Genomic DNA, 14,622 nt, shown 5'->3' on the forward strand with positions numbered 1-14,622 from the left:
TTAATATCCTATCGCCATATAATAAAATGAAGTACCCGTGGTCGTATTGGGCGCTGTACTGAATCTAAACCCATAGCGAGTGCCCCCTCCGACACCTGCGTAAAAAGAACTTAAATCACTCGCTGAGGCATGACACATCAGCACTGCACATAACGCAGTAGGGAACGGGGTTGGGAGTGTTAAGTCTCCGCCTTTCCCCGTTGAATTAACCTGCCCCCACTTGACAATTATCCCGCCCGGCAAATAAAACGACCCGTTTTCACCTTTTATTGTGCTAAATGCGCTCATATCCGGTATTTGATTAACGCCCGTTCCCACATCCCGCTTGGCCGCTTCTTTTAAACCAAGATTTACGAGAGTGGCCGCGACCGCCGTCGCCCCCGCACTTTTAATCTCAGACAGGTTGTTACCCGACTGCAAAAATAGCTTTTTCAGCGCAGCCAGTACCTGGGCGCGATTCATTTTATCCAGGGTGATGCTGGCAGCCTCAGCAATGCCCGCCAACTCTTCCTGCACAGCATCAAAGTAATCATCATCTAAAGCCGTGGCTGGCACGCCGGTTTGTGGGTTGCCGCGGGTAAAACCGTTCTTGCCCGCGCCAAATTTATCAATTTGAGCGGAGGGGGTATCAATGCGATGCATAAAGGGTTACTCCGGATAACCGGTAATCACCCGGTCAGTGCCGATCAGCACGGTCACTGAATCGCCCTTTTTTACTCGCGGTTGAAGATGTCCGGCCTCTTCACTGCCGGGCCATTGGCGGGTATAATGTGGTCAACCGTGGTACCTGACACCACCAGACCTTCACGCAAGCACTGTTGGCACAGCCCTTTGTCTCTGGCCTTTATCAGTGGCTTCAACTTATCCCAGCTAGCACCATAGCCACGCTCATGTCTGGTCTTACCCTGCTGGTGGTTCTCCCATCCGGTATTATGATGTTCAGGACAATAACCAGAACTGTGAATCGTGGTGTTGCGGCACCCATGTTTACGGCAGGCTCGCGGTATTCTGGGTGGCATGGGGTTACTCCAAAAGAAAAGCCACCGGCTTATAGGGCCAATAACCTAGATATAAAAACCGCCCGTAGGCTGCTTGATAATAATATTTAACACATAAAATGTGACGCCCAATATAGGGAATTGTCGTACTATCTAATTATTAGTGCATCCGCCGTTAGCTTAACGGTGTCCATGTTTAGGAGTGTCAACATCTGACCCCCGTTGCGGAATTACTACAATTAGCCGAGACCTTAACCTGAAAAAAATATAGTTCTCAATGCGAAAAAAGATAGCCAATTAGTAAGTCATCATTGGTTTAATTATTGTTTAATCACTTATTGTAAAATAAAGACTAACTAAACATGTAAAGGAACCTTTTCATTTGAAAATTTCAATCATTGCAGCAACCGTTATATTCAGTGCCATTTTAAGTGGATGTTCAGTACAAAATGACAAAACACAGCTTCACGGCATAGGCTTGACATATCAATCAGATATCAAAAAGCTAGATAACGGCGACTACTTCACAGAAGTTGAGGCTGCCCCTGCAGCAGGTCGAACTAAAGGTGCTATTGGCACAGCCAGCAAAAAAGCGTCAGATTTTTGTAGGACACAAAATAAAGCCATGAAAGAAGTGAAAACTGAGATAGATACTCATCTACTCGTTAATGGCGTTGCTCGTCTGACCTTCCAGTGCGTATAAATATCCGTAAGGGTTATTAATTTTATCAAGAGAGCCGTGTGAAAGTGGCTCTCAATTTTTAACTAATTGATTTGTATGCAAAGCGTAATTTTGCGCCGGTCATGTCGCCTGATGATTCAACTGCCACGATGCCCACAGTCCCGCTATCCCTATCAGGTTGATTCGATTCGCTTGATTCTGTCATACAACAAAACGACTAATTCCGAGTAAAACTGATATGACTGAATAGCCATAAAATGAACTCAGTAACCCTCCGACTAACAATTTCGAAGATACAGCCAAGTACAATAAACGTAACGAAGCCAGGTAAGTCATGCATTACGTTTTCCTCCCCGCGCTCTGTCGCCACCCAATAATGTTCAGTCGAAGGCGAATACTGCTCGCCTTTTATTCACCTACAGAGTAAAATTAAACACCTAACGCATTGTTAAATAATATTATTTTCCTCTTTCAATTCTCCATATACCCCCAAGAATACCCCCAAATTATTTTGTGTCTCTCAGCGCAGCTAAAGAAACATGCAAATCACGGGAACCTCCGGCCATTCTTATCATGTACTCAACCATCAAAATCATCATTTCCAGACAACTATTTTACCCATGAATCAAAGGTAGATAACGTGCTGACACCATGAGATATCAGTAGAAGCTGGTGGACGTCAGGCCTCTTTGCGCTTAAACTATAACCACTTAATTCTCACTGTTTGGGGCCTGAATATGATCACACATTCGCCACATACTATTGCTAACAGAACCGAGCGTATTGGGTATTTTACCGTACCTGGTGTTTTGGGTGGCTTTGAAGTGAGAAGCATGAAGAATCGTAAAGAACGTCCCCTATTAATGGTCGTTCGTACCGGCTGGGAAAAAGCCGCTGCCTATGAACAAATACGCCCAGTATCTGAAATCGTTATTGAGAAAAACGGTAAGTCTCGTCCAGTTAACCAAGCTTTTTTCTGGAATGATTTGCAGGATACCTCTATCGATTTCTCACAAAAAGCGGTTGATTTGTTCTTCAGTAGGAAAGGAACTCTATCTGCATGTCACCCAATTTAATTGCTGAACACGATAAAATATTAAAATGGCCGGAAGTTAATCATTTAGCTCCCGGCCATTTTTTATGGCTCCCTGAATTTAAAACCCCGAATGGTGACCTCTTTCAAGCATTACTTGAAGATGATGGTAGTAATATGGCCCATCTTCATATCAAAGAGATACTTTCAGGTGAGCATATAGCAAGCTATGTTTTGACTTTCGACCTCACCCCACCAGTGGATTTAGGCCAACGTTTACCCCACGTTGAATCAGCTTATGTCTCACAAGAATATCAAGGTGGGGGCGTGTCTACTGCCACCTATAAAGCCATTATTGACCACTACGGTGCTGTAATAAGTGATACTTATCAGACTGAGGGCGGGATGGTGCTTTGGCTGTTTGGTCTGTCTAAAGATGACAGCATCCAGTTAACCATTCTAAATGTGGATGGTCATACATTGGATTATAAAATTAACGAGCACGGCGAAAGGATCAGTTTTCAGGGTGATAGAAAATCTTTGCTGGAAATTGCTGATACTATTTGGGGAAACCCAGATAATGTCGAACTGAGCAATCTGGAGACATTGGGCTTTACACCATCATGGCGTAATCACAATAATCACGTTTTGGCCGCAACCAAATCTATTATCTAAATCCCCCGATTTAATAGGGAGTGTTAGAAATTCTGTGTCATTCCAGTAATATGCAATCAAAAAGGAATGACACATGTCCCAACCCTTCGATTTCGACAAAGCGCTTAAGGCACTCCAGCCCGGTCAGGCATTAACCGGGAAAAATGGCATCTTAACGCCATTAATCAAACAGTTAACCGAAGCTGCATTAGCTGCTGAACTCGATTCGCATCTGGCTCAGGACGTTGAAGCCAACCGTAAAAACGGCTCAGGCAAAAAGACCGTTAAAACACCCACTGGCAGCTTTGAACTGGCCACGCCCCGCGATCGCAATGGTACTTTTGAACCTCAGTTGGTGAAGAAGCACCAGACCACACTTTCCGATGAGATCGAGCGCAAGATCATCCGTATGTTCGCACTTGGCATGAGCTACAAAGATATCAGCCAGGAAATTGAGGATTTATATGCTTTCAGCGTGTCCAGTGCCACCATCAGCGCGGTCACCGATAAAGTTATTCCTGAGCTGAAACAGTGGCAACAACGCCCGCTGGAAGCGGTATACCCCTTCGTCTGGTTGGATGCTATCCACTATAAAATCCGCGAAGACGGGCGTTATCAGAGCAAAGCGGTCTACACTGTTCTCGCCCTGAATCTGGAAGGCAAAAAGAGATACTGGGCCTGTATCTGTCTGAAAGTGAAGGCGCTAATTTCTGGCTGTCGGTACTGACCGACCTACAAAATCGTGGTGTGAACGATATTCTGATTGCCTGTGTGGATGGTCTGACAGGGTTCCCGGAAGCGATAAACAGCATTTACCCCGATACAGAAGTTCAGTTGTGCGTCATTCACCAGATCCGTAACTCGATAAAATATGTCGCATCGAAGCATCACAAGGCGTTTATGGCTGATTTAAAGCCAGTTTATCGTGCGGTATCAAAAGAGGCAGCGGAAATCGCACTGGACGAACTGGAAGAAAAATGGGGCCAACAATATCCAGTGGTACTTCAGTCGTGGCGGAGAAAATGGGCCAATCTGTCGTGTTACTTCCGATATCCGGCAACGATCCGCAAGGTCATTTACACGACAAACGCCATTGAATCGGTGCATCGCCAGTTCAGAAAACTAACAAAAACGAAAGGCGCGTTCCCGAATGAAAACAGTCTGTTGAAATTACTGTATCTGGGATTAATGAATGCGCAGGAAAAATGGACAATGCCGATCCAGAGCTGGAATTTGACATTGTCCCAGTTGGCGATTTATTTTGAAGGCCGCCTCGATAAAGTGATTACGTTGTAATGATTTTTTAACGTGACACAGAATTATGAACGCTCTCATTTAATACGCCTGATTACGCTAACTCGGGCGTTTCTATTACTCAAATGCTCGTTTATTATTGCTTGATAAAAACTCTGGGTATATATTTTTGTTAACCCTATAAATCCCAATTCACATCCTAAATCAGCACCATCCCCCTACTACTTTCACTTTGAACCATTATGTTCGGTATCATTCAAAGCAGGGCCAACCAGAGATAACAGGAGTAATCTCATGATAAACCCAGCGGAAAAGCTCAAGGCAAAGCAGCAGGAATTTATCAGTATCAGGGAGTTGATTGAGCGGATTTCACAGCGATACCCCACGATGAGTCAGGCGCAGATACCGAAGATGTGTTGATCGCAGTGCGCGGCAATGGCCTTGAGCAGCTCAATGCAAGCATCAAGCAAGTTGTTTACTCACCGCTTGGCGAGCATAGCGAAAAACCGTGGGAAGTGCGCCACCGGCTGGAATTACTGTATGGCGATGTGAGTCGCATTGAATTGTTTTCGAGGAAAGGTCTGGATGGGTGGGATACGTGGGGAAATGAGTGTGTCCAGTCAGTTCAACTGATACCAAGGAGTGTCAAAGCAGCGACTGGTTCCCGTTGATGAGGCGGTGCTGAAATGGAAGCCACAGTAGAGAACGCCATCAGGTCAGTAGCAAAAGATGCGCTTGCTGAAATAATAGAAGTTAAAGAAAAATACCCAATTCAAGAGCACGATAAGCACTTCACCGAAATTCTTAATCGCCACGCAAAAAAATCATCGCCCTACCTATTGAACTACAACCAAAAACTTTCCCGGCGAAGCGCTGGTTGAGTTATTACGTTCGTCAGATTGATAAAGAGATAAGAGGCCAAAATGGATAAATAGAGTCTCACATTCGATGAGGCTTGCGAATTCCTCGGAGTGTCGCGTTCAACAGCAAAGAAATGGATTTCATCAGGCCGCCTGGCCACCACCCGGAAAGACCCAAGCAAACAACAATCACCCTACCTACTAACAAGAAAGGCCTGTATTGCTGCATTAAGCGATCCGGTACACACTGTGTCCGTGATCGGCGGCGGGGCGACTAAGGAGATACAATGTCAATCTTCCGCAGGGGTTCCGTTTGGTATGCCGACTTCACGGCACCGGACGGAAAGCGTATTAAACAATCTCTTGGCACAGAGGACAAGCGCAGGAGTTGCACGACAGATTAAAGGCTGAGCAATGGCGAATAGAGCGCCTGGGGGATTTCCCTGACGTGACATTTGATGATGCTTGCTTGCGATGGCTTGAAGAGAAGGCGCATAAAAAATCACTGGATGCAGATAAGGGCCGGATCGGATTCTGGCTCATCCACTTTCAAGGTGCTTTGCTGAAGAGCATTTCCGAGGCGAAGATTTATGCCGCTGTCAGTAAAATGACGAACAGAAAGCATAGGGATAACTGGGAGTCGAAAGCTATCTCGCTAAGAAAACGCGGTGAGGTCGTAGAGCCATTTGTGGAAATACCGGTTAGCATATCAACAAAGGCAAAGCACCTGGCATTAATGAAAGCTATTATGCGCGCCGCAGAACGCGACTGGAAATGGATTGAGCGCGGGCCGGTAATAAAGGTGCCGCAAGAGAGAGGTAAAAGGGTTAGGTGGCTTGAACCTCATGAAGCTGTACGCTTAATGAGCGAATGCTCTGAACCACTAAAATCTATCGTGGTGTTTGCGTTGGCAACCGGATTGCGCAGATCAAACATAGTAGATTTGCAATGGCAAGACGTAGACCTTCAACGCAAGGTTACATGGATACACCCAGAGGAAAGCAAATCAGGCCAAGCAATTGGTGTCGCGCTCAATGACACAGCATGCCGGTTACTTCGCGATCAGATTGGCAATCACAAGAAATGGGTGTTTGTTCATCGGAAGGAAAGCACGTTGCCAAGCCGGGAAAAGTCAGCCGCGGTAAGGAAAATGCGTGTCGATGGTAATACCGCTTGGAGGCTTGCATTGAAGAGGGCCGGAATAGATAACTTCCGCTTTCATGACCTTCGCCATACCTGGGCAAGCTGGTTAGTACAGGCAGGTGTTCCACTGACAGTTTTGCAGGAAATGGGCGGGTGGGAATCAATGAGAGCGTTCATAATTCTGTGTCACGTTAAAAAATCATTACAACGTAATCACTTTATCGAGGCGGCCTTTAAAATAAATCGCCAACTGGGACAATGTCAAATTCCAGCTCTGGATCGGCATTGTCCATTTTTCCTGCGCATTCATTAATCCCAGATACAGTAATTTCAACAGACTGTTTTCATTCGGGAACGCGCCTTTCGTTTTTGTTAGTTTTCTGAACTGCCGATGCACCGATTCAATGGCGTTTGTCGTGTAAATGACCTTGCGGATCGTTGCCGGATATCGGAAGTAACACGACAGATTGGCCCATTTTCTCCGCCACGACTGAAGTACCACTGGATATTGTTGGCCCCATTTTTCTTCCAGTTCGTCCAGTGCGATTTCCGCTGCCTCTTTTGATACCGCACGATAAACTGGTTTTAAATCAGCCATAAACACCTTGTGATGCTTCGATGCGACATATTTTATCGAGTTACGGATCTGGTGGATGACGCACAACTGAACTTCTGTATCGGGGTAAATGCTGTTTATCGCTTCCGGGAACCCTGTCAGACCATCCACACAGGCAATCAGAATATCGTTCACACCACGATTTTGTAGATCGGTCAGTACCGACAGCCAGAAATTAGCGCCTTCACTTTCAGACAGATACAGGCCCAGTATCTCTTTTTTGCCTTCCAGATTCAGGGCGAGAACAGTGTAGACCGCTTTGCTCTGATAACGCCCGTCTTCGCGGATTTTATAGTGGATAGCATCCAACCAGACGAAGGGGTATACCGCTTCCAGCGGGCGTTGTTGCCACTGTTTCAGCTCAGGAATAACTTTATCGGTGACCGCGCTGATGGTGGCACTGGACACGCTGAAAGCATATAAATCCTCAATTTCCTGGCTGATATCTTTGTAGCTCATGCCAAGTGCGAACATACGGATGATCTTGCGCTCGATCTCATCGGAAAGTGTGGTCTGGTGCTTCTTCACCAACTGAGGTTCAAAAGTACCATTGCGATCGCGGGGCGTGGCCAGTTCAAAGCTGCCAGTGGGTGTTTTAACGGTCTTTCTGCCTGAGCCGTTTTTACGGTTGGCTTCAACGTCCTGAGCCAGATGCGAATCGAGTTCAGCAGCTAATGCAGCTTCGGTTAACTGTTTGATTAATGGCGTTAAGATACCATCTTTCCCGGTTAATGCCTGACCGGACTGGAGTGCCTTAAGCGCTTTGTCGAAATCGAAGGGTTGGGACATGTGTCATTCCTTTTTGATTGCATATTACTGGAATGACACAGAATTTCTAACACTCCCGAATCAATAGAAATGGTACAGAGGTATGCACACCTAGCACCACGTCATTTGAGCGCTCACGCCAAGCAAATTGATAGTATTTTTGGAGGTCACGTCCCAAATTCGTCCCATTCGGATAATTTGGAATTACTGAAGGTGGTGTAAGGCGTTGATTTTACATGGTACGCCCTACAGGATTCGAACCTGTGACCTACGGCTTAGAAGAACGTCGTAGTATATATAACTCATTGTAAATACTGGCCTAATCTGCATTCACAAGCGTCATTATGGCTAGCAGTGACATACCTGTGACACTTCTTCGGCACTATAGATGCGTCACTAATATGTCACCCAACCTCGATAGGCATCCCTTCCCCATGCTCTGACGCTAATTTAATTTGTTAATCGTTAGTTTGGATAGCAATCCTGAAAAATCTGCACTAAGGAATATTGCCCCTTCCCTTGTTAAATGTGCAGGATCAAAGAAAACCGGCTTAAGCTCTTTAGTAAGAACATGGCAAGAGTCTTTTTCTGGACAGATTATGTTCATCATATCAACGAACGTCGCACCTTTAATTAATGATATTTGTTTATTAATATCATCGGAAGATGGATTTCTAAATTCAGATGCATATTTATCTACGCCATTTACTCTACCAAGTGCATTAACAAGATCAATGCTGCTTTTGCTCAGTGTTTTATTTCCGAAAATATAAATCTTTGCAGAGGTCAAAGAAGATATTTTATTTATAGCCTCTTGTATTTTTGAAGTAGAATAAGACTCCCACTTCATTGAAATAAATATTTTATCCGCTTGAGAAAGAAGGTTGGCATCAATTGCCGAATCCATTTGTTTCTCACAAGAAGGAATTAACTGTGGTGAATTAATTATTGCTTTATTTTCATAACCCCAATATTTACCCCTTTTTTCTTTGCTAACATATGGAGCACCGCATTCATATGATACTGTTCTAGCAACAATATCATATTTATCAATCATTCTGGACTCATTCAATATATTTACTATATCAGCAGATTGAGAATCTCCAATTATTAGAAGTTTTTCTTTACCATTGTTACTAAATTGTTTTTCCGATGCTAGTTTTACTTGTTTATCCCAAACGTAATTTTCAAGCGCTTTTAAGTCAAAATTATTAATTTGCCGCACCTGTTCTGGAAGCCTCCAAACCCAACCTCTATTAGCCCAACTGCTTGATGCTGGCAGCATTATAGACATTGCTATGCATGCGCATGCCAATGAAAATGCAGGTCCGGTCATTGGATATATTTTTGTATCCCTAAAAGGCTTTTCTATAAACCTATGCATCAGAATTGCTGAAGCAAATGTTACCATTACCAATGCACTCCTTTCAAAATCACTCAAATCTCTTATCATTATATATTGAGCGAAGACAAATAAAGGCCAGTGTATCAGATACAGAGAATAGCTTATTTCCCCAACATAGCTAACAGGTCGGATAGATAATATTTTTGAAAGCTTAGATTTATCCCCTGATAGAATCATAAGCGCTGCACCAACTACAGGAATTAATGCGTTACTTCCAGGGAAGTGAGTGTGTGAAGTAAATGAGAAAATTGAATAAAAAACCATAGCACTACCAACAATAAAAAATAAGCTTGGCATGTAATACTTCATACTTACTAACTTTGAGCGCCCAACCAAAAATACAATTCCGCCTATAGAAAACTCATGAAATCTATATTGAGTAAGATAAAAAGCACCCGTAGCATCGTGCTTTAAGGCGTATATAGAAGAAATAAGACCCGCGCAAGTTACTAATATAACTCCTAATCCAGTTATCTTCTTCCCATACTTAATTATAAATAATAATATAGCAGGCCATACAAGATAAAACTGGAGTTCAACACTTAGTGACCATGTATGTAATAACGGTTTTACAATGGATGCTGAGTCAAAATAATCTGACTCCATCCAGAAAAAAATATTTGATAATCCAGTCAATGCAAATACTGTTGAACCAGACATATTTGCAAAGTCTACCGGTGAAAATAAAAAGAATGCTGCAATATAAGTTAATAAAATAGTAAATAGCAGTGCAGGGAAAAGACGCCTAGCCCTTCGAACGTAGAATTCGGGGAAGTTAAACTTGCCAGCTTCTGCCTGCTTAACTATCCCACTGGTTATTAAGTAACCACTTATAACAAAAAATATGTCTACACCGACGAAACCGCCAGTAAATGGTCCAATAATGAAGTGATATAACATCACTGAAACCACAGCAATAGCACGAAGTCCATCAATATCATCTCGATAAAATACTGGCGACTTTTTCTGTACGGAGTTTAGGGATGTCTGCATTACATAATCCATTGAAATAATAAGCAATTACTAAAAATTGCTCTTGTATGCGATGTGTAAGATTATATACATATAACCGTACACATCCACACAATGAATGGATAATCAGTTAAATAGCCGACAGAATGAAACAGACTAGCTCATCATATCTAATGCCAGATCTTGTACCATCCTCCCTCGCCTCAGCAACCATAACCCCATCAGCATCAAATACAGCCTCACAGGATTTCCATTGGTCGAAACAGAATATTCCATACTCTTCAGCGACAAGCCCCTCACTTTCGAAGGCAAGCTTTACATCTTCAGCTATGATGCCGAAGTGAATTCTGGCACCTGGACCCTTTTCCATAACTGAGTCTTTGAATCTGAACTTACGAAGAAGCTCCTTGCACTTTATAGCTACTTTTTTCTCTATTTCCGTTATTTCTTCCTCTTCGGTTTTGGACTCCCTTGATGATGTGCTTATCGTACCTACTGACGAATATATTTGCCCGCACCTGTGCGATGGGTCTCCAACCAACTGAACACCATCTTGCACTGGCCTAAACGTTCCATCTGCAGTCATAATCCATCGGTCTACCCACGTACCAGCATTGTATGCGGTAAATGCATAGTTTGAAGATTCTGACCCTATTGTGGCATTCAATAAGCGCGGTCCTATTCTCCATAAACCATGCAAACTATTATCGTTAAGTCTTGCCCCTTGCTCGAAGAAGTGTCCTGTATCAACAGCTACTGGTCGTTTATCATGAAAAATACTTTGCGTTGCAAAGGTCTTTTCCGCAACAGTACTATTGGGATTGGTAGGTGAAAAATTAAACTTTCCGCGGGATACGACTTTTTCGGCAGATGATGTCATAGATACTGGAGTTGTCACACCATCAAAATAAGGGTTTAAAATCCCTCCTGATATTGTTCCATCAGTGTAGGCTATACCTGTACCGCCCATAAAAGTATCACAATCAGAGAAATAACTCCCAGACGAAACATAAACACCAAAAGACACTCCGTTAATTATGCAATGATTTGTTTTAATGTCTGGGTTTGTCCCGCCAATATTTATTGCTATTCCTGTGTTATTAGAATTAATAATAACGTTGTTCATACGAGAAAAACGGCATGATCCCTGGAATGAAATTCCTGTGGTCCCAACGGCATCTGCTCCACCACCTGTCATTGTAATATTCCAAACATCCTCGAATAGAAACCCGGTGTTATAACCGTAATTAAAACAGCAATCAAGCAGTGTGAAATCAGCAACTTTTTTTAGATTTAACCCTACCCCAGATCTATTGTTCTTAGATGCAGATATTCCTGAAACGTGAGCTGTTAGATAAGGCCATCCATGAATACCTCTTAGTCTATCAATATCTGTTGCATATTCTATATATGGGCCATTGGTGCAGTCATATTTGAAGTTTTCAATTATGCGCCTCCCCGTATCTGTTGCTGTTGGATTTACATATAAAGGATATGTGAAACCAATAACTAATATATCTCTAAGTTGAAAGTCAGCCTCTATAGAGATAAAAGCTTTACCAGCAAAAGATGCTATTGCAGCATCAGCAGTAGCATCGCTTGTTACTGGCATCTTACTCAATAGGGCTTGCGGTATTACAGAAACGCGAGATACAGAGCTAGATCTCTTCATATCAATAGAAGAACCAGGGGTCAGAATAAACTGGCTGCCAAATGACGCGTATGTCTGTCCAAGCGAGTTAATAACTTCGCCTGGTGCGGCAGATGAACCAACTATGGACACGTTTTGCGGTATAGAAATACTATCAATAATAAATCTATCACCGTTCCCAATATAAACAACGCCGCCCTTTACTCCAAGACTGTTTAGTACAGACTGAATGCCTGCCGTACTATTTGAAATACCTGTTGGGTCAACCCCATCAGCGTCACGAAGATTAATAATATCAGCGTTTTTACTATGCTGAGTTCTTGTTGCAGATCCGGTAAATGGCTGCTTAACTGCAACTAATGCATCACCTTTCCCATCAACGCTGCTTGCTAAATCTAATAATACATCGGCTGCTGATCCACTTTCTGGTAATACCATTACTGGCTGACCATCATTATTGAAAGCAAGGAGATGATTGGCTCGTCCAGAAATCTGGGGCAGGATATTAACAGAAGTCTCCGGCACCCTTAATGAGCGTTGAAATTCATTTAGCCCACCATTAAATGGATAGGTAGACCTGAACTCAAGCGCTGAATATCCAATCTGTACCGGATCTGCAGCTTCAAGCTGCCAACAGTCACCATAAATACTAAAGACTAACGTACCATTTACTGCGTCACGAGCGCCATCAAAATCAGGCGCTCTATGCCATGTGGCTGGGCTTGCTATCCATATCCCATTATCAATAGGGCTACTTTGCCCCATGACAAGAACGCGCATGCCAGTAGTGGTAGTTACTGTCCTCTCACCGGTAAATGTTGATGATGTTATTGTTTGCTCACCAAACAGCGTGATGTTGTAGTCAGCCGAAATTGCCACTGCTGGTTTTACTGCAACACTCGTTGTTAAACCATAGAGCCGATCTTCTTGCGTAGCTGGCATTTATTTTCTCCAGGCGTGAGGAATTCCCACAGAGCAAATCTGAGGTGGTTTGTGAGACAATAAAAAACCCGCAGGAGCGGGTCATTAGTTAATTAGTACTGGAACGCTTAATTAATTCTTTTATGTGCCTAGGTAACATTGCCGTTAATATCAATCCAGCAATGAATACAATAGATACGAAAAAAACATCATCTCCAGATAAATAGCTATCGTTGAAAAATAAAATATTAGATGATGGGTAAAGCAGGCATGTTGAAAGAAATATATGGGCAATAATACCTTTCATTTATTAACTCCTTATCACCTTCCAAGCATAAACTGAGATGGAGGGATTAAGAAATCGTTTCCTTGATTCTTCCTCACATTTTGCTCAAATCTATGCAATGAGCCCGGAGATAATGACTCTTGTATTTGGTTTAAGATCAGGTAATTCATAATTGGCCTTGCCCAGAACACGTTAATAAATGGGGTATGATCAACTACAAAGCGGAAAGCATCTCCAGCCTTGGCATCGCCAGACCGTGTTTTTTGGAATAGAGTAATTATATCATCTAGGTTGCCCGCAACTGGCCCCGCCATTGATGTGATTGGTCCACTCCCAAACCGGTTAACCTCACCGAATAAGAAATCACCAAACAGACCCAGCCCGCCACCTTGCGCAGCCGCTGCCAGAAATGTTTTACTGTCTGCTGGCCGTGGAGTTTGACCTTTAATCATCAGCTTGGTCTGCATAGACAGGTAGCCGAACGCGGTCATCCATAAAAACATCTGCGCCAGCCCAAGCATTTCACCTTTCCCGCTTTTGAATAGAGCGCTTTGCAGATTACCCCACCGACTTTCTCCCAGCGGAACTGGCGTATAGCCACGTCCAAATACTTCCCGCCCTAGCGCTTGCTGCATGAAAGAAGCGGTAAATGATTTGTATTGACCGATGAATCGTAGTAGCTCCCCTTCAACTGTCCCCGGCTGTGTCCCTTGCTTCATCATGGCTCGTGTTCTGGCTCCTGGTTCAGTCATTGCAACCATTACGCGATCGAGTATATAACCACGTAGTTTGCCAGCCAACTCTTCCCGCCCAGTCTCAATGCTTCGCTCATTTACCTTGATGTTTTTTTCAGAAACATACTTGGCGATCATCTCGTCAGGTATTGAATCAATCCCATCAGGCGTCATGAACTTTCGCCCTTCCGAGCCTTTCAAATCCATTGAACGATAGATTGACCACTCAGCATCACCTATGCCATGCAGATCTAATGCACGTTTAAGGTTGCCATTAAGTGCTCCATGCTGAGTGGAAGAGTTATCAGCCAGCCAGTGAGATATCATCGTTGCTGTTGTGTTACGTGATGCGTCAGTCCACCAACTCAGCCCGTTAATTTTAAAGAATTGGCGCTGCAAGTTGGCAACCTTCCCTGGCAACGTAACATCACCGGAAAACCGCTGAAGTATTTCATCACGCATACTGTCAGCGTACACGCCAAGAGAGCTTAAAATCTGCTTCTGCTCGTCAGTTTTAAATCGCTTTAACCGGCCAGAAAGTGATTCACTCAGCGCAGACATGAAGTTTTTACCCTGGTAGCGAAGCTCCAGCGCATTACTTGCAAGGTCGTTGAATGACGAGATCATAGCCCCGCCTAGCTTTAT

General features: G+C 43.6%; 11 protein-coding genes and 4 pseudogenes. 8 read left to right on the top strand and 7 right to left on the bottom strand.

Features of this window, described 5'->3' with window-relative positions; genetic code table 11:
* Window positions 1-642 (bottom strand): gp53-like domain-containing protein, encoded by a 642-nt coding sequence (locus AT01_RS06375; RefSeq protein WP_042546527.1) that lies wholly within the window; start codon window positions 640-642, stop codon window positions 1-3.
* Window positions 643-713: 71 nt separating this feature from the next.
* A complete protein-coding gene (locus tag AT01_RS06380) occupies window positions 714-1,019 on the bottom strand; it encodes an HNH endonuclease (protein WP_042546528.1) in 306 nt (101 codons plus the stop codon).
* A gap of 361 nt (window positions 1,020-1,380) precedes the next feature.
* Between AT01_RS06380 and AT01_RS06385 the strand changes: the two genes are divergently transcribed.
* The 7 genes and pseudogenes from AT01_RS06385 (at window position 1,381) to AT01_RS20175 (ending at window position 6,937) form a co-directional block, all read left to right on the top strand.
* Entirely contained in the window at window positions 1,381-1,701 is a 321-nt protein-coding gene (locus AT01_RS06385) for a hypothetical protein (protein WP_004705633.1), read from the top strand.
* Between the two features lie 716 nt (window positions 1,702-2,417).
* Window positions 2,418-2,756 (top strand): hypothetical protein, encoded by a 339-nt coding sequence (locus tag AT01_RS06390; protein WP_042546529.1) that lies wholly within the window; start codon window positions 2,418-2,420, stop codon window positions 2,754-2,756.
* A gap of 134 nt (window positions 2,757-2,890) precedes the next feature.
* Window positions 2,891-3,388, top strand: a complete 498-nt coding sequence (locus AT01_RS06395; protein ID WP_235427294.1) for a hypothetical protein — start codon at window positions 2,891-2,893, stop codon at window positions 3,386-3,388.
* Window positions 3,389-3,461: 73 nt separating this feature from the next.
* Window positions 3,462-4,663: pseudogene (locus AT01_RS06400) on the top strand (IS256 family transposase).
* Between the two features lie 356 nt (window positions 4,664-5,019).
* Window positions 5,020-5,292, top strand: a pseudogene (locus AT01_RS06405) (MT-A70 family methyltransferase); the annotation flags it as partial.
* Between the two features lie 15 nt (window positions 5,293-5,307).
* Complete coding sequence (locus AT01_RS06410; RefSeq protein ID WP_042546531.1) at window positions 5,308-5,502, top strand: hypothetical protein; 195 nt, start codon at window positions 5,308-5,310, stop codon at window positions 5,500-5,502.
* A gap of 266 nt (window positions 5,503-5,768) precedes the next feature.
* Window positions 5,769-6,937, top strand: a pseudogene (locus AT01_RS20175) (site-specific integrase).
* Here AT01_RS20175 and AT01_RS06425 read toward each other — a convergent pair.
* Entirely contained in the window at window positions 6,827-8,029 is a 1,203-nt protein-coding gene (locus AT01_RS06425; protein WP_042546532.1) for an IS256 family transposase, read from the bottom strand. The pseudogene AT01_RS20175 and the gene AT01_RS06425 sit on opposite strands and share 111 nt — an antisense overlap.
* Before the next feature lie 57 nt (window positions 8,030-8,086).
* Between AT01_RS06425 and AT01_RS22230 the strand changes: the two are divergent.
* Window positions 8,087-8,230 (top strand): annotated as a pseudogene (locus AT01_RS22230) (integrase); the annotation flags it as partial.
* 223 nt (window positions 8,231-8,453) lie between these two features.
* Here the strand turns inward: AT01_RS22230 and AT01_RS20180 are convergent.
* The 4 genes from AT01_RS20180 to AT01_RS06440 form a co-directional block, all read right to left on the bottom strand.
* The gene (locus AT01_RS20180) at window positions 8,454-10,406 is read right to left on the bottom strand and encodes an acyltransferase family protein (protein ID WP_052489945.1); all 1,953 of its coding nucleotides are present in this window, start codon (window positions 10,404-10,406) and stop codon (window positions 8,454-8,456) included.
* 109 nt (window positions 10,407-10,515) lie between these two features.
* Window positions 10,516-12,978: a right-handed parallel beta-helix repeat-containing protein gene (locus tag AT01_RS06435; protein WP_042546533.1), complete on the bottom strand. Its 2,463-nt coding sequence runs from the start codon at window positions 12,976-12,978 to the stop codon at window positions 10,516-10,518.
* An 88-nt stretch (window positions 12,979-13,066) separates the two neighbouring features.
* Window positions 13,067-13,264 carry a hypothetical protein gene (locus tag AT01_RS21640; RefSeq protein WP_144404915.1) on the bottom strand — a complete coding sequence of 66 codons (198 nt, stop codon included), beginning with the start codon at window positions 13,262-13,264 and terminating at the stop codon, window positions 13,067-13,069.
* A 14-nt stretch (window positions 13,265-13,278) separates the two neighbouring features.
* Window positions 13,279-14,604: a hypothetical protein gene (locus tag AT01_RS06440; protein ID WP_052489946.1), complete on the bottom strand. Its 1,326-nt coding sequence runs from the start codon at window positions 14,602-14,604 to the stop codon at window positions 13,279-13,281.
* Window positions 14,605-14,622: the final 18 nt, after the last annotated feature.

It is taken from the genome of Yersinia aldovae 670-83, assembly GCF_000834395.1.
GTDB classification, from domain to species: Bacteria; Pseudomonadota; Gammaproteobacteria; order Enterobacterales; family Enterobacteriaceae; genus Yersinia; species Yersinia aldovae.

Coding starts and splice junctions, on each gene's coding strand:
- AT01_RS06410 (WP_042546531.1), top strand. CDS start 5,308: ATGGAAGCCACAGTAGAGAACGCCATCAGGTCAGTAGCAAAAGATGCG.
- AT01_RS06425 (WP_042546532.1), bottom strand. CDS start 8,029: ATGTCCCAACCCTTCGATTTCGACAAAGCGCTTAAGGCACTCCAGTCC.
- AT01_RS06380 (WP_042546528.1), bottom strand. CDS start 1,019: ATGCCACCCAGAATACCGCGAGCCTGCCGTAAACATGGGTGCCGCAAC.
- AT01_RS06395 (WP_235427294.1), top strand. CDS start 2,891: ATGGCCCATCTTCATATCAAAGAGATACTTTCAGGTGAGCATATAGCA.
- AT01_RS06435 (WP_042546533.1), bottom strand. CDS start 12,978: ATGCCAGCTACGCAAGAAGATCGGCTCTATGGTTTAACAACGAGTGTT.
- AT01_RS20180 (WP_052489945.1), bottom strand. CDS start 10,406: ATGCAGACATCCCTAAACTCCGTACAGAAAAAGTCGCCAGTATTTTAT.
- AT01_RS06375 (WP_042546527.1), bottom strand. CDS start 642: ATGCATCGCATTGATACCCCCTCCGCTCAAATTGATAAATTTGGCGCG.
- AT01_RS21640 (WP_144404915.1), bottom strand. CDS start 13,264: ATGAAAGGTATTATTGCCCATATATTTCTTTCAACATGCCTGCTTTAC.
- AT01_RS06390 (WP_042546529.1), top strand. CDS start 2,418: ATGATCACACATTCGCCACATACTATTGCTAACAGAACCGAGCGTATT.
- AT01_RS06440 (WP_052489946.1), bottom strand. CDS start 14,604: ATGATCTCGTCATTCAACGACCTTGCAAGTAATGCGCTGGAGCTTCGC.